Here is a 22,188-nt window from a genome sequence, read left to right as displayed (position 1 = left end):
AAGATTCCTGCGTTTGCAGGAATCACAAATCCATAAAATTTAACAAACGTTCCACGTGGAACGTTCAAAATTGGAAATCAAATTTATCTTCCCATATACACCAAAAGCACAGAAACATCGCTCGGCGATACGCCACTGATTCTTGACGCTTGGGAAATTGTTACTGGTCTAATTTTCTCAAGTTTTTGTCTCGCCTCTATGCTCATTGATTTCAATTGTGAATAATCAAAATTTGCAGGGATTTTGACATTTTCCAGGCGATTCAACTTATCAGCATTATTCTTTTCTTTGTCGATATAACCGGAATATTTAACCTGAATTTCTGTCTGCTCAATAATCTCTTTATCTAAATTATGCTCCTCTATATAGGTTTCAACAGCATTTATACGACGCACATCATCCATCGAAATATTCGGTCTCGCAAATATTTTAAATAACTTTCCAGATTGGTTAACTTCCGCAGAATTGTTTTCTTGAAGAATAGGATTTATCTCCTCGGGCGTCACGCTGGTTTCTTTAAAAAACTCAACAAATGATTCCGCCTTGGAGTGTTTTTCTTCCATTCTTCGCAATCTCTTTTCTCCAGCCAACCCTAAATCAAAACCTTTCGGAGTCAATCTTAAATCAGCATTGTCTTGTCTTAACAAGGTACGATATTCAGCTCTTGAAGTAAACATACGATATGGCTCTTCTGTGCCTTTTGTAATCAAATCATCAATTAGAACACCAATGTATGCTTCGTCCCTTTTCAAGATAAATTCTTCTCGCTCCTGAACTTTTAGAGCCGCATTAATGCCAGCCATCAAACCCTGTGAAGCAGCTTCTTCGTAACCAGTGGTTCCATTGATTTGACCTGCGAAATACAGATTCTCCACCAATTTAGTTTCTAGCGTATGCTTCAATTGTGTCGGCGGGAAATAATCATATTCAATAGCGTATCCAGGTCTAAAAAACTTGACATTTTCAAAGCCTGCCACCGAACTTAAAGCCTTAAACTGTACGTCTTCTGGTAAAGATGTTGAAAAACCATTCACATAAACCTCAACCGTATTCCACCCTTCTGGTTCGACAAAAAGTTGATGCCTGTCCTTATCCGCGAAGCGATTAATCTTATCTTCAATTGATGGGCAATATCTAGGTCCTGTACTTTGAATTCTACCATTAAACATTGGTGAGCGATCAAAACCTTCGCGCAACAAATCGTGCACTTCAGGACTTGTATAACTCATATGACAATCCCGCTGCTTCGTCAATGGTTTAGTAACGTCAGAATATGAGAACTTTTCTGGAATATCGTCACCTGGCTGCACAGTCATTTTGGAATAGTCAAGAGAACGACCATCAACTCTAGGTGGTGTACCAGTTTTCATTCGTCCTGAATCAAAACCAAGACCAACCAACTGCTCGGTTATTCCAAACGCAGCCCTTTCGCCAGCGCGTCCTCCACCAAAATTTTTATCGCCTATATGAATCAACCCGTTTAAAAATGTACCATTGGTGAGCACAACCGACTTGCCTCTTATTTCAATTCCCAACGAGGTTTTAACCCCAACCACTTTATGGTTCTCGACCAATAATCCAGAAACCATTTCCTGATAAAAATCAAGATTAGGCGTTTGCTCCAACATCATTCGCCATTCTTCTGCAAACCTCATACGGTCACTTTGAACCCTTGGACTCCACATCGCTGGACCTTTTGACTTATTGAGCATCTTGAATTGAATAGCCGAATTGTCACTCACAATTCCACTATATCCTCCCAAAGCATCAATTTCGCGAACAATCTGTCCTTTAGCAATTCCTCCCATCGCGGGATTACAAGACATTTGAGCAATGTTTTGCAAATTCATTGTAATCAACAAGGTCTTGCTTCCCATATTTGCAGCAGCAGCAGCAGCCTCGCTTCCTGCGTGGCCGGCACCAACAACTATAACATCATATATCTCGTTGAACATATTATTATGATTGTTCCACGTGGAACATTTGTTTTAAATTTGAAAAAATGACTGCAAATATACGTTGATTCTCTGAATATTAAGCAATCTTTGAAATGTAGTAATTTTCTTTCAAGCGCATCAACTGTTCGTCCTCTTTGCTTTTATCTTTGAATCCACAATAATGCAGCACGCCGTGCACCATCACTCTAGACAATTCATTCAAAAAAGGCTCGTTAAATTCTTCTGCATTCTCCTTCACTCTTTCTACAGAAATATAAATATCTCCGTTAATTTGTTTTCCTAGAGTATAATCAAAACTAATGATGTCAGTAAGCGTTTCGTGCTGCAAGAACTCTTTGTTCAACTTTAACAGATACTCATCATCACAAAAAATATAATTGATTTCGCCTTCGTTGAACCCTTCTTCTTTAATCACAGAAGAAAGCCAAAGTGAATACTTTTCATCATTCTTCAACTCAAAATCACATTCGTAATTATAACTAATCATCAGCTTTCTTAAAATACTCCTGAACCTTTTTCTTATAAACTTGCTGCAAAGGTAACGCTTGTCTGTTTAATATTTCAGTAGTGTTGAAGTATTCTTTAGCGGTAGGAATTTGGTTGCTGCTATTATTGTCATACTGTTTAAAGTTGCTTTCTGCTTTACGCTTGTTGTCCTCATCTTGCAGAAACGATGCATTTTCGAGTTTCAATAAACGGTGTTGCAAATCCATCATTTTTTGAAGCGTCTGGTTAGTGAATCCCTTGTTGATTAAATCCATTTCGACTTCTTCCATTTTCTCCAAAAGCATCTTGCCCTCTCCTTTGGTTCCTGCTTCGCCAAGTTTATTTTCCAATGCCTGACGCAATTGCTGCTGTTGCTGATAAATTCTATACAATTCTCCGCTTAATTCTTCATCCGAGTTTTCACCTTCTCCCTGTTCCTTACCGTCTTTACCGTTCTTGCCGCTCTTATTATTTTTACCATTTTCACCTTCGCTGCCTTCTCCTTCACCGCCCGAACTTTGACCTTGCTTTTTCCCTTGACCATCCTTCGGTTTTCCTTCTTGCCCTTTTTCCATACCTTCTTGCATTTGCTTGTTAAGCTCTTCTTGGCTCATAATGATGTCTGGGAGCTGCATTCCTCCTTGACCTTGACCCTGACCTTTTCCTTGGCCTTGTCCCTGACCTTGACCTGGATTCATTTGAGCTTCCATATTATCAAGTACGTCACTTAAAAAACTTGCCAAATCATTCGTGGCCGTAATGGTATATTGTTGCGTTGAAACACCTTGATACAACTGATTTTCAGACAACTGTCCCAAAGATTTATCAATATTGAAAAACACATCGGTTATTTTGGCATTGACGGTTTCAGATATCATAGGTTGACGCAAAGAAAGTGCAAACAGACTGTCATCGATATGTTCAAAATGTTCGCGCAGACTGCTCTGCTTTCTCAAGTATTTTCCATAGGAATTATTATTGATTTGAATACTCCTAAACTGATTCATCAAAGCTTCTTGATCGAAGGAAAACAGCACCAAGTTGTCCAAAATCTGTCGCAACATCGCCGCGTCTTCAGACATCTGTTCGCCACCACCAGACATCATCGATTGTTGCATTTTGGCACTCATTTGTTTCATTTTCTTGCCAGCTTCCTTTTGCTTTTTTTGAGCATTCTGCTGACTTTGTTGTGCGCCTTTTTGGTCATTATTTTCTTCGTTCTGTTCTTTGTTCTCTAAATCGTCTGTGGCCTCCTGCTGGTCTTTCTGAATGTCCTTTTCGCCTTCTTTGTCTTGGGGAACATCAAACGGCTCTTTAAGAGCTTCATTTTCCTTTTGAAGGGCATCCATTTCCTTTTGGAACTCTTCAAACTTTTCATTTAGCTCTTCCTGCTTATCTTTTGTGTTGTTTTCTTCGGTTTCTTTAGACAACTTTTCCTGCTCATCTCCCAACTTATCCAATTCATCTGCCAATTTCTCCGCTTTCTTTGCCACATAGTAGCGCTTGGTCAACTCCAAAAGTTGCTCCAGGCTCTTTTGCTTGTTTTTGTTTTGCTTCGCCAATTGTTCCAACTTCTCACTCAACTCTTCCTTTTCAATCTTCTCTTGAAGTTTCTCCAATTCCTCTAACAATTTCTCGTCCTTTTTTAGCTGTTCTTCGTTGTCTTTCAAACGCTCCTTTAAAGCTTCTTTGAACTCGTCATTCTCCTTATTTTCCGGTTGGAACTTTTCAAGATTTTGCTGAAGTTTCTTATTGAAGTTCTGCATCATCTCCTCCTGCTGCTTCTGGCGTTGCAAAAAGTTTTCAAACTTCTTTTTATCATTAAAATTAAGCTCATTCTTTTCTTTTTGCGTTTTTGACAATTCTTTCAGCTGCTGCTCTTGCTGCTTCAATTTATCAACCGATTTGCCAATATCTTTTATCGCTTCGTTCTGTTCTTTCAACTGCTTGTTCTCCTCTTCATCTCTAGTTAGTTTTCGATAGGAAAAAACAGTACTTTTTGTGCTTTTATAGTTGTGGATGGCATCATTATCAAAAACCTGAAAATACAATTCGTAATCGACGCCTTCATCCAATTGGAGATTATTCGGAAAAGCGGTTACGAACTCATCAAAGTTTCCAGCGGCAATAGGCATTCGCTGCAATGACTTTTTCTCTTCATCATTCGATGGATAATACACCAACTGCAATTTGCTCAAGCCATAATCATCGCTAATTTGACCATAAAAATAGAGCGTTTGATTGTCGAGCGAATCGCGTTCCATCTTGACATTAATTTCTGGATAATCATCACGAATGACATTGATGGAAAAAGCCAAATTCTCATAATCTTTTAGCTTATCGTTACTGGTAGAAATGTTGTAATCATAATTTTGATAGATACGTTTTGACGCTTCAAATTTACCTTCAGAAGTATTTTCGAAACGTACTGTATCTTTTGAATACAAAGACACTTCGTTTGTTGAACGCGTGTTTATTCTCCAAGTTACCTTTGTCCCTTCAGGAATTGTGGTGCTTCCTGTGCTTTTTAGAGTTTCATTTTGCTTATTGATATAGGACGGATAATCCAATTCCATCTCAAAATTCACCAAGGTTGGCACTTTTACGACATCTAGTTCATAATTTTTAGATGTGACATCGTTGGCAGACAAATTGAATTCAACCGCTCCTTTTGGTTGCGAAAAGACATATTCAAATTGCCCTGGAGCCGTTTGCTGCAAGAAGTAGGTTTCGCCATTGTAGTGAATTTGCGCATTCTCTGGAATGACCGAACCAGCAGTTTTGACCAACAACTTATAATCTTTGTTTTCTATCGCCTGTAAACCATCATTCAACACATAAAATTGGAATGGTGCTGGTGGTTCATAAGCCGTTTTATAATTGATGACACGCTCGTAACTGTCACTAAATAGATTGAAATGACCAGTGACATAAGTCAAGAGGATCACCAACAAAGGAATCGCTGCATATTTCAAATATTTGACATTCTGCCTAAAATTGACCGCCAACTTAAATGGAACAGGTTTTAGCTCTGCAGACTTTTGTTCGATACTCGCCAATAACAATTCCGATTCTTGCGAATCTTTTTTTAGCTGAAGCACATTTAACAGTTTATCATTCACTTCTGGAAAATGTCTGCCGATAATTTTGGAAGCGTCTTCGTAATCAATTCCTTTCTGAAGTTTAAATAATTTTGCCAAAGGAATAGCAATGAACTTATAAAACAATGCCAACTCGACAAGCACAAATGACCAAAACAAAACTGTTCTTGCCGTAGGATTCAACCATAAAAAATATTCAATGAATAGCGTCAACAAAAAGTACAGCAGCCCAATGGCGAAAAACAAGATGGTTCCTTTCAGCAGTTCATTAGTGTAAAAACGCTTGATGAATTGCTCGAGTTTGGTTTGTATGTGTGTGAAATTGTTCAAAATAAATCTGGTGGTGCTATTTAAGGTTGATGCTTATACCTAATCAACTTACTAAACTACAATTTTATTTTATTCCATAATCGTCTAAATTTGATAAGGTTGTGTTAATTTCAAAGGAAAACGTGTTAAAAACCCACTTTCTTCCTCTAACGAGCCTTCTTTAAATCATTTTCTTTGTTGAATGTTGCACTCGCCCTATCTTTGCACTTCAATTCATAAAAAATGACAAAAAACGTTCGAGTGCGATTTGCACCAAGCCCAACGGGTCCATTGCACATAGGTGGTGTGCGTACAGCTCTTTTCAATTATTTATTTGCGAAAAAACACAACGGAACTTTTGTGCTTCGGATTGAAGATACTGATCAAACCCGATATGTCCAAGGTGCCGAACAGTATATTATTGACTCCTTGAATTGGTGCGGAATTCCTTTTGATGAAGGTCCAGGAAAGAATGAAAAATTTGGACCCTATAGACAAAGTGAACGAAAAAATCTTTACAAGCAATATGCTGACCAGTTGATAGCATCGGGAAATGCTTACTATGCATTCGATCCTGCCGAAACACTGGATTTTCATCGAAAAGATCACGAAGCAAAAGGGAAAACCTTTATTTATAATTGGCATAATCGTTTGAAATTAAGTAATTCATTGTCAATGTCTTCAGAAGAAACCCAAGCAAAACTAGATGCTGGAGAAGATTATGTCATTCGCTTTAAATCGCCTCAAGACGAAACATTGCAGTTGAATGATATTATCAGAGGTGAAATGAGTATTGACACCAATATTTTGGATGATAAAGTATTGTTCAAGAGCGATGGAATGCCTACCTATCACTTGGCAAATATTGTTGATGACCATTTGATGGAAATCACGCACGTCATCAGAGGTGAAGAATGGTTACCTTCATTAGCGCTTCATTATCAGCTTTATGAAGCTTTTGGTTGGGAAAAACCACAATTTGCGCACCTTCCATTGATATTAAAACCAACAGGAAAAGGAAAATTGAGTAAGCGCGATGGCGACAAACTAGGGTTTCCAGTATTTCCTTTGGAATGGAAAGATCCTCAAACCAACGACATTTCAAGAGGCTATAGAGAAGATGGTTATTTTCCGGATGCGATGGTAAATTTTCTGGCATTTTTGGGCTGGAATCCCGGAACCGAACAAGAAGTGTTTTCATTGGATGATTTAATTGAAGCATTTGAACTGGAAAGAGTTCATAAATCTGGAGCGCGTTTCGATCCTGATAAAATCAAATGGTTCAACCATCAATATATGCAATTTCAGCATAATGATGCGCTTGCAGAACAATTCAAAAACAGTCAACCACAGTTGAAAGACATCGATGTCAACTATATTTCTTTGGTAGTTGGTTTAATCAAGGAACGAGCAACATTTATCAGTGATTTATGGGATTGGAGCGCTTACTTCTTTGAGGCGCCAAGGTCTTATGATGAAAAGACTTTTGCTAAAATAATGAACAATGATACTCGTGAATTGATGAGTGAATTGGCACAGGTTATCAGTCACGTATCTGACTTTACAGTTGAAAATATTCAGAATGATGTCAAAACTTGGATTGGCACTAAAGGAGTTGGTTTTGGTAAAGTAATGCAACCATTACGATTGTCATTGGTAGGTTCGATGCAAGGTCCTGATGTTTTTGAGATTATTTTTATGATTGGAAAGGCTGAAACTGTTCGGAGGATTGAGAATTTGGTACAGACTCTTTAATCAAAAATCAAATACAGTAAATATTCAATAGATTCCCGCAAATGCGGGAATTTTTGTTAGAAATAGATAAAAGCCATAAACGCCAGCATCGATTGATTGCCTTTAAATGTATCATTCGAAGGGCTTGCATCTAGGTTTTGATCGTTCAGCTTGTTGAACATATTCGTTAAACCATAGATATATTGAACCCTCAATTTAAAATGATTGAAACCAGCAGTCGCGCCAATGGACGCATTGACATTGAATTTTGAAATATCACTGATGTCCTGTGCTGTCAAAGCTGAATAACCATCGAGAATATAATTATTTTTACTGCTGTCTTTCAATTCCAATTCGCCATTGTATTGCAGCATTGGTCCTGCATCAATCATCAAATAATCCTTGGCAAGTTTTGCGTGAAACAGAAATTGCATCTGTACCATCATTAATTTGTAGTCCATAGCTTCTGTCGAGGCTGTAGGTAAACTTCTTCCCATAATCTCAATATTGCTTTCCGACACTTGCATGCCATAACTAACCGTATACCATCTATGGGGTAAATCGAGTGTTGCAGCCAATCCTGCTATCCACCCTTGACCTGCTTTGGTTTCAAAATTATCAGTTTTAATGTCGAACTGCGTCAATCCACCCCCAATTCCAAAACCATTTTTGATGTTTACAACTCCGTGTGGACGTCTTTGAGAAAAAACAGTTGTAACAAAACCTATGCTTATCGCTACTAATAAGATGTGCTTTCTAATTTGCATGTTATTTCGAGTATTTATGACAAATATAACTTAAATTAGATGTGTATATTTTCTAACCATTAAAAAAACTGTTATGGACTTTCTAATGATCCCATTTATCTTTGTTGGAATTATCATTCTGATTTCATCATTCTTTACCGTCAAACAACAATCTGCAGCCATTATTGAGCGCTTTGGAAAGTTTCAAAGTATTCGCCATTCCGGTCTTCAAATGAAAATACCATTAATTGACCGCGTTGCAGGACGTTTAAGTCTAAAAATTCAGCAGTTGGATGTTATAGTAGAGACTAAAACGCTTGATGACGTGTTTGTAAGACTTAAAGTTTCGGTACAATTTGTTGTCATCAAAAACAAAGTATATGATGCTTTTTATAAACTGGACTATCCACACGACCAAATCACAAGTTATGTTTTCGATGTGGTTCGTGCTGAAGTTCCAAAAATGAAATTGGATGATGTTTTTGTTAAAAAAGATGATATCGCCATTGCCGTCAAAACAGAGTTGAATGATGCGATGTTGGATTATGGATTTGACATTATCAAAACTTTGGTAACTGATATTGATCCTGATGCACAGGTAAAAGCAGCGATGAACCGAATCAATGCTTCTGAACGTGAAAAAATTGCAGCTCAATATGAAGGTGATGCTGCTCGTATCTTGATCGTAGAAAAAGCAAAAGCGGAGGCAGAAAGCAAGCGCCTGCAAGGACAAGGTATCGCTGACCAAAGACGTGAGATTGCTCGTGGTCTGGAAGAATCTGTTGAAGTATTGAACCGTGTAGGCATCAACAGTCAAGAAGCTTCAGCGCTGATTGTTGTAACACAACATTACGATACTTTACAATCACTTGGCGAAGAAACCAATAGCAATTTGATATTATTGCCAAATTCGCCACAAGCCGGAAGTCAAATGTTAAATGACATGGTCGCTAGTTTTACAGCGAGTAATCAAATTGGTGAAGCCATGAAAGAGGCAAAAAACCGTAAAAACCCAAACGACAAACAATAAGTTGATCAAAAGTAAAAGCCCTCGAAAACGAGGGCTTTTTTAATGTTCTTCTTTATATTTTCTTACCAATTCCTTCAAACTTTCCAAATATTCTTTAAGGTCTTCATTGTTCATAGAAGTTTCTGAATTATTGTGATCATCAGAGAGAGTCAATGGATTTTCATCCAAATACTTCTGTAGTTCGGGATAATTATCTTCAATATCTCTGGTTATTTGAGATATTTCTGCAAGTATTTTTTGTGATAATTCCATAATGTCAATGTTTTTGAGAAAAAAAAGTTACTGAAATTAAAGCTCTTCGCAAAAGAATTAACGCACTTTTAAGCTTCTGTTTTTACTTAAAAGGATGTCGTTCTTCCCAATCTTGAGTAGGATTCATCAGTTTAAAAATCTTTTGAAGTGAATAGTTCATAAAGGCATTTGTATGCTTTAGATACACATTCATCTTCTTCGGCTTTGCACCGACCGAACTTTTGATTTCCATTGCTGTTCTTGCATATACAATTGAGGAAAATTTATGTTCGATTGCAAAATCAGCCATATCATATAGCATATTCAAATACAATTGGTTTTGGTACTGATATGTTTCATCATAACCCAAAAAATAGGTTTCCAATACATCATCATTCAAAATCAATGTGTAAAAACCAATCAACTCACCATCGAGATAATACCCAAACACCTTAAATCTCTCATTTAAACATCTTTTTAAAGCTGTAAAATGTCCTTTTGGCAGAATGAAAGTGTTGATTTTAGCATTATCCGAAACCGTCTTATAAAGCTCGTAAAGTCGTTCTGAAGATGCTTCAACTTTGTTTAAATCCAATTCAACTTTTAGAATTGATGCAGCTTTCTTTCGTGCCGCCTTGAAACGTTGTCGATACTTGGTGTTCAAATCCAAAAGATAACTGTTGAAATGGTCCCAATCTGGTCGAACATCCATAATCATATTGGGTTGAACAGATACCATGTGGAGTTCGTGCGCAGCGAAAAATTGTGTTTCAGAATGAATGTTATCATCCACAAAATAATCCTTAAACATCACAATTCGAATTCGCTTGTTGTACTTTTCACGAATTAAATTCTTTAATTCTTTCAAACCCAAATAAACCTGCTCCAAAAATTCAGATTGGGTAATAACTTCTGGATTAAAAAAGATGCCGTGTTGTCCAGTGTGCATAAGATTACCCACCACAAGCATATTTCCTTTTAAAAATTTCGATACAAAATGTTTGACTTTCTGCCTAAAACACGAGTCTTTGTAGTTTCTAAAAATATCTTCGAGATAAAGTTCCACTCGCTGTACGATTGCTACTCCTACCAAACTTTCATCATTGAAAATTCCCAAGTAAAACCAAGAGATATTTTTTGGTGAAGACAGTTCCAGGGCCTTTAGATAGGACGATTGAAGAAAAATATCGTGATTGACCAAGCCGTTCCATTCTGATGGAAGATCGTTTAAATTATCAAAAATCCTGAAGTATATCACGCTAAAAAAGAAAAGACTGAATTTATGTATTCAGTCTTCAATGTAAAAGTAGTTATTTTTTTAAACCCAACCACAAATGATGCCACCCATCAACATCAATGATACAATCCAATATCCTGCGTTGATAAAGATATATTTGGCACTTCTATGTTCGAATAAACCATTAATGGCAACAATTGGAAGTACAAAAAACAGTCCTGCAAGAAAACCGTGAAAGGTTCCGTGTTTAAATGTTCTATAATTCGTTCCATAGTCATCCATAAAAACCTGAAATGACGGCAATGTTTCATCAGTGGGCATTCCTCCTATCATCCCATAAGCTCCAACCTGATGAACGGTGAGCATCATAACCACGATAGTCATCACAAAAGATAATACAATGGTCAACCCAAAAATCTTGAGCATATTTCCATTTTTCAGTTCTTCTTCGGTGAGTCCTGCGGCGTGCATCCAAGCGGTTCCAAATACTTTAGGATGATACCAAATAAATCCAACCACGAGGGTTGTGAGAGCGGCTACAGCCATAGCCAAATAGTTCATTTCCATAATTTACAATGTATTAGTTAGTTGATTAAATGTACAAAAAAACCTCAATGCTTTCACATTGAGGTTTTAATAAATTATGTTGGAAAAAAGTTTAGATTGAATTCGCTTCCTTTTGCAAAAGTTCATTGCTATCTTCCTGTCCACTTTTGATAAAAGCTTCTACTTCTTCATTTTTTTCCAAACCTTTATTCAATAACACATTCAATGTTATCATCGTGGCAATACGTGTTCCAACTTTCTTTGCTGCAGTATTGAACCAAGGTTGAAGCTCATCGTAACTGACATTTTTTGCCAATTCCATAATTTCAGCTTTTGTTTTCAATTGCTTTTCTTCTGGTAAATTGGTGTATTTTTTACCCAATTGCTGAATGATGTCGATTGCCTTGCGTTGCGGCTGATTGTTTTGAGGTTTGGGTTGATTCAGGTTTTGTTTTTCTACAGGCTTTTGTTTTTCCCAAGAGTCGCGCAACCCAACGGTTTTATTGAACACCAAGGCATCAGAGGTTGAATCTTTATCCACGTTAAAATAACCTATTCTTTGAAATTGAAATCTATCACCAACAGAAGCATCTTTTAAACTTGGCTCTACATAGGCAGTCACAACCTTCAATGATTCTGGATTCAAAAATTCCATAAAATCTTTATCTGGATGCGCGTCAGGTGCTTCGTCCATAAACAATCTGTCGTACTCTCTTACTTCAGCTTTTAAAGCGTGTTTGATGGAAACCCAATGCAAGGTGCCTTTGACCTTCTTTGACGTATCTTCTGAATATGTACAATGAATTTCAGTAATGTTTCCATCAGCATCTTTCACAACATTTTCTGCTTTGATGATATAGGCATTTTTCAACCTTACTTCACCACCAAGTTTCAGCCTAAAGAATTTACTTCCTGCTTCTTCCTTAAAGTCTTCCTTTTCAATATACAATTCCCTTGAAAATGGCACTTTTCTAAAACCAGCACTTTCATCTTCTTGATTGTTTTCCGCTTCAAGCCACTCCTCTTTTCCTTCTGGATAATTTGTAATGACCAGTTTTACAGGATCCAATACAGCCATAACTCGAGGTGCAGTTTTGTTCAGATCTTCTCGGATACAAAACTCCAACAAAGCCACATCAATTACATTATCGCGTTTTGCAACACCTATGGTTTCAACGAATTTTCTAATGGCATTGGGAGTGTAACCTCGACGACGCAAGCCAGAAATAGTAGGCATTCTTGGGTCATCCCAACCAGTCACAATTTTATCTTCAACCAATTTCAACAACTTACGTTTGCTCATAATGGTATAACTTAAATTGAGACGTGCAAATTCGCGTTGTTTTGGACGTAATTTATCTGCGTCGACTACTTGGTCCAAAAACCAATCATAAAGCTCTCTGTGAGGCTTAAATTCAAGCGAACACAAACTATGTGAAATTTGTTCGATATAATCACTCTCACCGTGAGCCCAATCATACATAGGATAGATGCACCAATTATTACCTGTTCTATGGTGATGTTTTCTCAATACACGATACATAATCGGGTCTCGCATCAACATATTGGTGTGCTGCATATCAATTTTTGCCCTTAAAACGTGTTCGCCTTCTGCAAACTCACCATTCTTCATTTTTTCAAAGAGCTCCAAGTTTTCTTCAACAGACCTATTTCTGTAAGGACCATCCACACCAGGCTGTGTAGGTGTTCCCTTTTGATCTGCCATCGCTTCACTCGACTGTGAATCTACATAGGCTTTACCATTTTTTATAAATTGAACAGCCCAATCATATAATTGCTGAAAATAATCTGATGAATAGAGTTCATTTGCCCATTGATACCCAAGCCAAGAGATATCTTCCTTAATGGCATCTACATATTCTTGTTCTTCTTTAGCTGGATTGGTATCGTCAAATCGAAGGTTGACTGGAGCATTGTACTTTTCTCCCAAACCAAAACTAATGCCAATGGCTTTGGTGTGTCCAATATGCAAATAGCCATTTGGTTCAGGTGGAAAACGGAAACGCAAGTCGTTTTTCGACATTCCATTTGATAAATCTTCCTCTACGATATGCTCAATAAAATTGAGTGATTTTGATTCTTCAGACATTTTAAAAAATAAAATGCAAAGTTATTAAAATATAGTGTACTATTTTTGTGGAAAATCAATTGTTTTGGGAATCATTAAAGTCGAAAATATCCGTGTATTTGCGCATCACGGCTGTCTTACAGAAGAAACAAAAATTGGAAGCGATTATCGTGTGGATTTGAAGGTAAATGCAGATTTTCAAGCCTCTGCAATTTCAGATCTATTGAGTGATACTGTTGACTATGTTTTTTTAAACAGAATAGTGCGAGAAGAAATGGTAAAACCCACACATCTATTGGAAACCGTCGCCAAACGTATTGTCACACGAATTCTCAATGAAGAAAAAAAGGTTCAAAAGGTGACCGTGAAGATCAGTAAACTAAACCCACCAATAGGAGGCGATGTGGAGATGGTAACGATAAAAATGACCGAAAAGCGAAAAAAACACTTGTAAATACTGAATTTTTCATACATTTGCCTCTCAATTATGGTGTCGTGGCCGAGTGGCTAGGCTCAGCTCTGCAAAAGCTGCTACAGCGGTTCGAATCCGCTCGACACCTCTTCTAACCTTCAACTCCTGTTGAGGGTTTTTTTATTGTAAATTTTTAGGAGATAATAGTTATATACTAATGCATCGGAGTTATTCTTTCTATACGATCCTTAAGCATTTGTTTTTCATTTGGAAATAAAGCCTGAATCAACAACAACACCCCAAAACCTAAAATTACCAAAGCGATAATTTTTTTTGTTTTGTAGATTCTGCGTGGTGTAAGCTTGTTTTTTAATTTTTTTGCGACAGCTATCTTGAATAAATCCACCAAAAAATAGGTCAACAAGATGGTAGATAAGAATACTAACAAACCTTCTTTTGTTTCCGTGAGTGAATTTCCAATCACAATAAAACCAAGCCAACCAGCAAGAACACCAATGTTTATGAAATTCAATAAAAAACCCTTCAAGAAAAGCTTGCCATAGTTCTTTTGTATTTCGATTTTATGATATTCACGTACAATTGAACGAAATGATTTTGAGGTTTTAGTGAATGTAATAAATCCATAAGCGATCAACAAAACACCTCCAAATACCAAGAAATTAGGATCATCCTTGATCTTTTCAAGAAGCCTATTAGTACTCAAAAAAGCAACTGCTATGAAAAAGATATCAGCCAACATAACGCCCAAATCGAAGATGATGGCGCTTTTAAACCCTTTAGTGGCACTTGTTTCTAGCAATACAAAAAAAACGGGTCCAATTGTAAACGCTAAAATAACACCAAAGGGAATGGCTGATAGAATGTCATCAAACATAAACATTGTGTTTCCACAAATTTAAATAAACTTTATGGATAACGTAGGAAATAGTCACTTCATCAACCTTGAGCCACTACTACAGCTGTTCCTGTTACAGAAACGAAAACATAAGCACCAGCTTCAGTTTCAATATCTAAACTTATCCCAACAACCGCATTGGCATTTAAATTTTGAGCATTTGCCTTCATATTCTGAAGGGCTTGCTCTTTAGCTTCATTCATAATATCTTCAATCATCTTCATATTTTTTTCAGTCTTGAATGAAAATTTTGTTTTCATTTCAGCAGAAGTCCCCGAGACCAATCCCTTATATTCGATGATTTTAAAACCTTCAATTGAGTTAGTTGTTGTTAATACCATAATGTTGTTTTTATGTGATTAGTGCTTGATACGTCAAAATGTTACACTTCTAATTCTGGTTTTCCTACCAGATAAAAATCGAGATGTTTTTTTACCAAATCAGTATTCTTCACTTTTACGATGACTTCATCTCCCAATTGATAAATCATTCCAGATTTTTTGCCAACCATTGCATATTGCGATTCATCAAACTGGTAATGGTCATCAGTCATATCACGTACACTCACCATTCCTTCACATTTATTTGAAATGATCTCCACATAAATTCCCCAATCGGTTACACCTGAAATCACTCCTAAAAACTCCTCATTTTTATGGTCTTCCATAAAACGGATTTGCATATACTTGATGGAATCTCTTTCGGCCTTGGTAGCCAAATTTTCCATATTGCTGGAATGCGCACATTTTTCTTCGTAAATAGTTTCATTGGCAGATTTGCCACCATCGAGATAATGCTGCAATAGGCGATGTGCCATCACATCTGGATAACGCCTAATAGGCGAGGTAAAGTGGCTATAATAATCGAATGACAATCCGTAGTGACCAATATTTTGCGTCGTATATTCTGCCTTGCTCATACTGCGTATGGTCAAGGTATCTACCAAGTTTTGCTCCTTCTTGCCTACGACGTCCTCAAGCAAACCATTCAAGGATTTTGAAATACTGTTTCGGTCTCTAAAATTCAATTTGTAACCAAATTTTGATACCACGCCTTGCAGAGCAGCCAACTTACTCTCATCTGGTTCATCGTGCACACGATAGACAAAAGTTTTCTTTGGTGACTGTTTGCCAATGAATTCCGCAACTTTCCTATTGGCAAGCAGCATAAATTCCTCAATCAACTTATTGGCATCTTTACTGGTCTTGAAAAAGACTCCAATTGGATTTGCTTGTTCATCCAAATCGAACTTTACCTCTACTTTATCAAATGAAATTGCACCTTCTTTCATACGTCTACTACGCATAATCTTTGCTAATTCATCCATCTTTAAAATTGCATCTGCAACATTTTGATCAGCCAAATAAGGTTTACCTGTGAGTGAAATTTCGGCTGGAATTTGATTCGCTTTTGTTTCAATGATTACTTGTGCCTCTTCATAGGCAAAACGGGCATCACTATACGTAACAGTTCTACCAAACCATTGATTTTTGACTTCCGCTTTATCATTCATTTGAAAAACTGCGGAAAACGTATATTTCTCTTCGTGAGGTCTTAAAGAACAGGCATTGTTTGATAGAATTTCAGGCAGCATTGGCACTACTCTATCCACCAAATACACAGAAGTTGCTCGCGAATAGGCTTCCTCATCCAGAATGGTTCCTTCTTGCAGATAATGCGAGACATCTGCAATATGGATGCCTATTTCGTACAATCCATTATCCAAAACTTCAAACGATAATGCATCATCAAAGTCCTTGGCATCTTTTGGGTCAATGGTAAAGGTCAAAATATGTCGCATATCACGACGCTTGGCTATTTCTTCTTTGGTTATCGAGGTATCCAACTCATTGGCATACTCTTCAACCTGATAAGGAAATTCATAAGGCAAACCATAATCTGCCAGGATGGCGTGGATTTCTGTATTGTGTTCACCAGGTTTACCAAGGACTTTTATCACTTTTCCTGTTGGAGAATCTTCATTTTCTTCCCAAGATTCCAAGGACACCAACACTTTATCTCCATCTTCTGCCTTGTTGATTTTATTGTTTGGAACAAAAATGTCCTTATACATCTTTCCACCATCAACAACCACAAAAGCGTAGTTTTTATGTACTTGAATTACCCCTACATACTCGTTTTTGGCACGCTTTACAACATTCGTTATTTCACCTTCAATTTTTCCTTTTTTACGTCGTTTGTAAACATAAAATTCCACTTCATCACCATCCAAAGCTCTATTGATATTGTTGGACGCGATGAATACATCTTCATCAAAATCATCACAAATGATGTAACCAGAACCTCTAGCTGCCATATCCAGAATTCCGATATGGTATTCGGTATTGACCACAGCCTTGTACTTTCCACGGTTTACTTCAATGATTTCCTTTTTAGCAAGTAATTCGTTGAGTTTTTTGATGATTTGGTTTCTACTGCTAGCATCGTTGAGCTGAAGTTTTGCAGCAATTTGTTTATAGTTGAAGGATTGATTTCTATCTTTTTTTAAAATACTTAAAATCGTATTTGTTAGGTTTGAAATCCTATTGTTGGATTTCTTTTTTTTCTTTCTTGTCATTTATAATCGTCATCTTAATTGAATTTCTAAAGTTAAGTGAAATTCGTCTATTAGTTACTTAATTGAAAGAGAAGATTGGCAATTAAGTTGTTGCAAAGCTACAGTTTATATGTTAAACGCAGGTATTGTTTGTATTAAATAATTGAAAAGGCTATAAATTCATGTTATAGCCTTTTGTATTATCTATTTAAGACGGGATTATTCAATTATTAATTTTTTGGTTGCTTTTCCTTTATTTGTCAACACTTCAACATAATACAACCCAGAAGATAGACTCGAAGTATTAATAGTTGTATTATTTGTCGAATCTATAAATTGGCCCAAGCTATTATAAATGTTTGTTTTTTCTAATTGCAGCCCTTCATTTAGTTGAATAGTGAATTGATTTCTAGCTGGATTTGGAAATAAACTGAATTGCGATAATACAAATTCATCAGAGGATAAGATGACAGTTAAATCATAAATTTTAGTACTTCCTGAATTTTCTCCATTTCCATCAGCAGCGATAGAACCAATCGCAAGCGTGTTTCCATCTGCCGATAAACTTACTGACGAACCAAATTGATCTCCATAATTATCTGAAACCAAATGTGCCCATAAATCAACCCAAGTGCCTGATTGATATTTATAAATATGTACATAGCCTCCAGCACTTATATTGAAAGGCGCACTAATAGCCACGACTGTACCATCTCCTGATAACGATACACCTCTTCCAAAATTATCCTGTGCGAATAAGCCATCTATACTGTTGCCTAACTGCGTCCAGATACCTGACTGATTCTGGTAAACTCTTACTTGTCCTGAATTATTTCCATTGACATTATTTATTGGATTACCAATTGCAACTACAGTACCATCTGCAGATAAGCTAACGGCATAACCTAACTGACCAGCAATTTCATCCCCTATTTGAATCCAAGTGCCAGACTGGTTCTGGTACACTCGTACATTCCCATTATTCCAACTATCTCCTATTGCCACTATAGTACCATCTGCCGATAAGCTTATTGCACGTCCTGAAAGCCCACCAGGATATTGACCATCTATATCGTTACCTATCTGTGTCCAGCTACCCGACTGGTTTTGATAAACTCTTACATGTCCTGAATCATCTCCACCATTAGAATTATCATTATACGGAGCACCAATAGCCACCACCGTACCATCTTCTGATAAACTTACTGCTAAACCTGAACGATCTATTAAACCTTCACCATCAATATCATTCCCTACCTGAATCCAAGTGCCTGACTGATTCTGGTAAACTCTCACTTGACCTGAATCATTGCCAACCGTACCATTGTTAGAGCTAGCGCCAATTGCCACCACACTGCCATCTGCAGATAAGCTTACTGCATCTCCTGAATAATCTCCCGGGGTTTCACCATCTATATCATTCCCTACCTGAACCCAAGTTCCTGACTGATTCTGGTAAATACGAACATGACCTCTATCTACACTATTTCCATCATTATATCGTGCACTAATAGCTATTACTGTACCGTCTGCAGATAAACTTACCGCTCCTCCTGAATAATCTTGAGGGGCTTCTCCATATATATCTTGACCTATTTGTTGTTGCGAAAAAGTTAAAATAGGTATCAGTAATAAAAAAAGCAGTGATTTCTTCATAACTATATCTTTAAGGGATAAATATAATTATTTTACTTAAAACATGTTGTAAACATTTAATACTATTAAAATCATCTTTTAATTTAAATTTTAAAAAAAATATGATGATGATAATGGTGTGTTGATAACAGTGATAACTTTTAAAGGAAATATTTTGATGATGTGAAATTTACATCTTGTTAATATAGAGTTAACATTAAAACTCATTTTAAATGCTTGAAAAAGAACTCTATTTTAAAGGTTATTAACAACTGTTTATTTCCTGTGTTGAAACTGAAAATCGAATAACTTTTTTGAAAATTGTTGTCAATTGCTGTGAATTTTGGTCTGATAAATTGGCGAAATTTTGACGTTAACTTTTTTGGTGAATAGATTTCCGTTTTGGTTTGGAAAAATAATAGACATTTTCAAATTTATCTTTCAGATTTTGATAGCAAGTTATGAACACGTCTTCAATACTAAAATACGGATGATTGTTATTAACCTTTTTTAATAACTATAAAGGTATTTATTCCGTGTCATTTAGTAACTTTATATGCTCAAATAAATACCATCATACAATGACTATTTCAATAGGAAACGACCACGCAGGAACTGACTATAAAAAGGCTGTGGTAAAGCATTTAGAGGCAAAAGGCCACACTGTTAACAACTACGGAACTAACTCTAATGATAGCGTCGACTATCCAGATTTTGTACATCCTGTGGCGAAAGATGTTGAGAACAAGACAGTGGATTTCGGAATCATCATCTGCGGAAGCGGTAATGGTGCCAATATGACTGCCAATAAGCATCAAGGTGTACGTTCAGCTTTATGTTGGACCAAAGAAATTGTGTCTTTGGCAAGACAACACAACAATGCCAATATTTTAAGTATTCCAGCAAGATTTACGGCAGAGCAACAAGCCATTGAAATGGTGGATACCTTTTTAAATACGTCGTTTGAAGGTGGAAGACACGAAAAGCGTGTTGAAAAGATTCCTGTAACACAATCATAAATGGCGCACGACCATTCACACCATCACCATAAAGATATGAAGGATAGAAATTTATTGATTTCTATCCTTTTAAATATTGTCATTACAGCTGCTCAAGTGGTTGGTGGACTTATTTCAGGTAGTTTATCCTTATTGAGTGATGCGCTTCACAACTTTAGTGATGTTTTGTCATTGATTGTGAGTTTTGTGGCTTCAAAATTATCCAAACAAAAAGCATCCATTCATAGAACATTTGGTTACAAACGTGCAGAAATTTTGGCCGCATTCATCAATGCATCAACCTTGGTAATTGTTGCCGTCTTGTTGATCATTGAAGCTTACAAACGCTTTAGAAATCCGCAGGAAATTGAATCTGGTTTGGTCATTTGGTTGGCTGTTTTGGCAATTGCTGCCAACGGTTTCAGCGTATTGTTGCTTAAAAAAGATTCCGAGAACAATATGAATATGCGCTCGGCATATTTACACTTATTGACAGATATGTTGGCCAGTGTAGCCGTGTTAGTCGGAGGTTTATTGATGAAATATTTCGAGTGGTTTTGGGTCGATAGTTTGTTAACATTTTTGATAGCTATCTATTTGATTTGGGTTGGATACGATTTATTGGTGAAATCTTCTAAAATGCTAATGTTGTTTACTCCAGAACATATCAACATAAAAGATGTTGTAAGAGTTGTGCATCAGATTCCAAAGGTTAATAGACTTCATCATATTCATATTTGGGGATTGAATGATGATGAATTACATCTGGAGGCACATCTCGATTTTAAGGAAGACATTACCATCAGTGAATTTGACGTCATTCTTCATCAAATTGAAAAGTTATTGCACGATGAGTTTGCAATTAATCACGTGAATATACAACCGGAATTCAACAAAGAAGATCCGAAAGAAATAATAGTACAGGACTGATGCTTTCCATAGAAATAAAAACCTTCAAACAGTTATCTACAGAAGAGTTATACGCTATTTTACAGTTGCGAAGCGAAGTGTTTGTGGTTGAACAAAATTGTGTTTATCAAGACATTGATTACAAGGATCAGAAGGCACTTCACGTATTGGGTTTTAAAAAGAAAAAGCTTGTGGCTTACACTCGAATTTTTAAACCTGGAGACTATTTTGAAAATGCAAGTATCGGCAGAGTTGTGGTGAATGAAAATGAAAGACGCTTCAAGTATGGTTACGATATTATGAATGCATCGGTTGATGCCATAGATTATTATTTTAGAGTTACCGCAATTAAAATTTCGGCACAGGAATATTTAAGGAATTTCTATAATAATTTAGGATTTAAACAAGTTGGAGAACCTTATTTAGAAGATGGCATTCCACATATAGCAATGATAAGAGACTAATTGGTTTCTCCTACATAGGTGACCAAAATTTCGACACGACGATCGTATTTGGGTTCACCACCAAGAGGAAATTTTCTGCGCATTCCCACGTACTTCATTCGTTTTTTGTCTACACCCTTTTTGGCCATATAGTCATAGATATATTTCGCACGTGCTACCGATAAATTACGTTGTTTAGTCTTTCTATCAATGGCATCTCGACTATTTTGTGTGCAACAAACGTGTCCTTGAATAGTGAAATAAATATCTTTACGTTCTACCATCACTTTGGTAATGTTTTCAAGGGTTTTAACCGATTCGGGCATTAAGTAACTGTAACCAGTTTTAAATAAAATATTGTCCAGAACGATATTGTCTCCTGCTTTAATTTCGCCCTTTAGCACTTCTGCAGCATCCTTCTTTTTAACTTCCTCAACAGGTTTTGGTGGAAAAACCGGTTTTACAATAATTTGAACTTTTCGATTGAGTCCGCGAATCTTTTCCACATTTTCTTCCTTCACAACTTTCAAAAGAATTTCACCTTTACCATCAACATTGGTAATCACAGATTCATCAAATTCATTATTGGAAAAAATGGTTTTAATGCTGTTAGCTCTGTCTTGAGATAACTTGAGATTGTAATTGTCGCTACCTCTATCATCACAAAAACCATATATGGAAATTTTTTCAATGTCCATAGATTCTATTTCAGAAAGAAAAAGTAATAATCTGCTGTGTTCAGTTTCTGGAACTTCAGACTTATCTGTATCAAAATAGACCTCGTGTGTCAGCTCTTTTTGAGCTAACATCAACTGGGAAAATAAAAAGACAACTAGAACTAAAGTCTTCAT

Annotated in this window: 19 protein-coding genes and 1 tRNA gene; 7 read left to right on the top strand and 13 right to left on the bottom strand. The window is 36.6% G+C overall.

The genetic code is table 11. The annotated features are described in order from the left end of the window. Positions 1-83: 83 nt before the first annotated feature. From mnmG to M0G43_RS02830, 3 genes are all read right to left on the bottom strand, one after another. On the bottom strand, positions 84-1,955 hold the full coding sequence (gene mnmG, locus M0G43_RS02840; RefSeq protein ID WP_248023356.1) for a tRNA uridine-5-carboxymethylaminomethyl(34) synthesis enzyme MnmG: 1,872 nt from the start codon (positions 1,953-1,955) through the stop codon (positions 84-86). 79 nt (positions 1,956-2,034) lie between these two features. Then, positions 2,035-2,445 (bottom strand): rRNA maturation RNase YbeY, encoded by a 411-nt coding sequence (gene ybeY / locus M0G43_RS02835; protein ID WP_248023355.1) that lies wholly within the window; start codon positions 2,443-2,445, stop codon positions 2,035-2,037. Beyond that, positions 2,438-5,875: a DUF4175 family protein gene (locus tag M0G43_RS02830; RefSeq protein ID WP_248023353.1), complete on the bottom strand. Its 3,438-nt coding sequence runs from the start codon at positions 5,873-5,875 to the stop codon at positions 2,438-2,440. Before M0G43_RS02830 ends, ybeY begins: the two co-directional genes overlap by 8 nt. Positions 5,876-6,097: 222 nt before the next feature. Here M0G43_RS02830 and gltX point away from each other — a divergent pair, with 222 nt between their 5' ends. Beyond that, entirely contained in the window at positions 6,098-7,609 is a 1,512-nt protein-coding gene (gene gltX, locus M0G43_RS02825) for a glutamate--tRNA ligase (RefSeq protein ID WP_248023351.1), read from the top strand. Between the two features lie 56 nt (positions 7,610-7,665). On the opposite strand, the gene M0G43_RS02820 is transcribed toward gltX, so the two are convergent. Next, a complete protein-coding gene (locus tag M0G43_RS02820) occupies positions 7,666-8,355 on the bottom strand; it encodes an outer membrane beta-barrel protein (protein ID WP_248023349.1) in 690 nt (229 codons plus the stop codon). A gap of 73 nt (positions 8,356-8,428) precedes the next feature. Here M0G43_RS02820 and M0G43_RS02815 point away from each other — a divergent pair, with 73 nt between their 5' ends. Further along, positions 8,429-9,364: an SPFH domain-containing protein gene (locus tag M0G43_RS02815; protein ID WP_248023348.1), complete on the top strand. Its 936-nt coding sequence runs from the start codon at positions 8,429-8,431 to the stop codon at positions 9,362-9,364. Positions 9,365-9,403: 39 nt separating this feature from the next. Here M0G43_RS02815 and M0G43_RS02810 read toward each other — a convergent pair whose 3' ends face one another. The 4 genes from M0G43_RS02810 to M0G43_RS02795 all read right to left on the bottom strand — a co-directional run bounded on the left by M0G43_RS02810 (position 9,404) and on the right by M0G43_RS02795 (position 13,488). Further along, complete coding sequence (locus M0G43_RS02810; RefSeq protein ID WP_248023347.1) at positions 9,404-9,616, bottom strand: hypothetical protein; 213 nt, start codon at positions 9,614-9,616, stop codon at positions 9,404-9,406. A gap of 82 nt (positions 9,617-9,698) precedes the next feature. Beyond that, positions 9,699-10,853 (bottom strand): GNAT family N-acetyltransferase, encoded by a 1,155-nt coding sequence (locus M0G43_RS02805; protein ID WP_248023346.1) that lies wholly within the window; start codon positions 10,851-10,853, stop codon positions 9,699-9,701. Between the two features lie 60 nt (positions 10,854-10,913). Next, positions 10,914-11,393: a DUF1761 domain-containing protein gene (locus tag M0G43_RS02800; RefSeq protein ID WP_317231410.1), complete on the bottom strand. Its 480-nt coding sequence runs from the start codon at positions 11,391-11,393 to the stop codon at positions 10,914-10,916. A 97-nt stretch (positions 11,394-11,490) separates the two neighbouring features. Next, on the bottom strand, positions 11,491-13,488 hold the full coding sequence (locus M0G43_RS02795) for a glutamine--tRNA ligase/YqeY domain fusion protein (protein WP_248023343.1): 1,998 nt from the start codon (positions 13,486-13,488) through the stop codon (positions 11,491-11,493). Between the two features lie 64 nt (positions 13,489-13,552). Here M0G43_RS02795 and folB point away from each other — a divergent pair, with 64 nt between their 5' ends. Together folB and M0G43_RS02785 are read left to right on the top strand one after the other, a co-directional pair. After that, positions 13,553-13,921: a dihydroneopterin aldolase gene (folB, locus tag M0G43_RS02790; RefSeq protein WP_248023341.1), complete on the top strand. Its 369-nt coding sequence runs from the start codon at positions 13,553-13,555 to the stop codon at positions 13,919-13,921. A gap of 35 nt (positions 13,922-13,956) precedes the next feature. After that, positions 13,957-14,027: transfer RNA gene (locus M0G43_RS02785), tRNA-Cys, on the top strand. A gap of 66 nt (positions 14,028-14,093) precedes the next feature. Here the strand turns inward: M0G43_RS02785 and M0G43_RS02780 are convergent. From M0G43_RS02780 to M0G43_RS02765, 4 genes are all read right to left on the bottom strand, one after another. Next, entirely contained in the window at positions 14,094-14,774 is a 681-nt protein-coding gene (locus M0G43_RS02780; protein ID WP_248023339.1) for a LysE family translocator, read from the bottom strand. Positions 14,775-14,836: 62 nt separating this feature from the next. Continuing rightward, complete coding sequence (locus M0G43_RS02775; protein ID WP_248023338.1) at positions 14,837-15,136, bottom strand: heavy metal-binding domain-containing protein; 300 nt, start codon at positions 15,134-15,136, stop codon at positions 14,837-14,839. Between the two features lie 41 nt (positions 15,137-15,177). Beyond that, positions 15,178-17,373 carry a ribonuclease R gene (rnr, locus tag M0G43_RS02770; protein WP_248023336.1) on the bottom strand — a complete coding sequence of 732 codons (2,196 nt, stop codon included), beginning with the start codon at positions 17,371-17,373 and terminating at the stop codon, positions 15,178-15,180. A gap of 198 nt (positions 17,374-17,571) precedes the next feature. After that, the gene (locus M0G43_RS02765) at positions 17,572-19,008 is read right to left on the bottom strand and encodes a T9SS type A sorting domain-containing protein (RefSeq protein WP_248023335.1); all 1,437 of its coding nucleotides are present in this window, start codon (positions 19,006-19,008) and stop codon (positions 17,572-17,574) included. Positions 19,009-19,568: 560 nt separating this feature from the next. Here M0G43_RS02765 and rpiB point away from each other — a divergent pair. Genes rpiB through M0G43_RS02750 form a run of 3 tightly spaced genes read left to right on the top strand, consistent with a single transcriptional unit; the run spans position 19,569 to position 21,358 of the window. Further along, complete coding sequence (rpiB, locus tag M0G43_RS02760; RefSeq protein ID WP_248023333.1) at positions 19,569-20,006, top strand: ribose 5-phosphate isomerase B; 438 nt, start codon at positions 19,569-19,571, stop codon at positions 20,004-20,006. Further along, the gene (locus M0G43_RS02755; RefSeq protein ID WP_248023331.1) at positions 20,007-20,915 is read left to right on the top strand and encodes a cation diffusion facilitator family transporter; all 909 of its coding nucleotides are present in this window, start codon (positions 20,007-20,009) and stop codon (positions 20,913-20,915) included. Continuing rightward, positions 20,915-21,358: a GNAT family N-acetyltransferase gene (locus tag M0G43_RS02750; protein ID WP_248023329.1), complete on the top strand. Its 444-nt coding sequence runs from the start codon at positions 20,915-20,917 to the stop codon at positions 21,356-21,358. The genes M0G43_RS02755 and M0G43_RS02750 overlap by 1 nt, the downstream gene beginning before the upstream one ends. On the opposite strand, the gene M0G43_RS02745 is transcribed toward M0G43_RS02750, so the two are convergent. Beyond that, positions 21,355-22,188, bottom strand: a complete 834-nt coding sequence (locus tag M0G43_RS02745; RefSeq protein WP_248023327.1) for an OmpA family protein — start codon at positions 22,186-22,188, stop codon at positions 21,355-21,357. The two genes, M0G43_RS02750 and M0G43_RS02745, sit on opposite strands and share 4 nt — an antisense overlap.

It is taken from the genome of Subsaxibacter sp. CAU 1640 (assembly GCF_023156585.1).
Classification (GTDB): domain Bacteria; phylum Bacteroidota; class Bacteroidia; order Flavobacteriales; family Flavobacteriaceae; genus JBPOFM01.
This window is presented reverse-complemented; position numbering and strand designations above follow the sequence as displayed.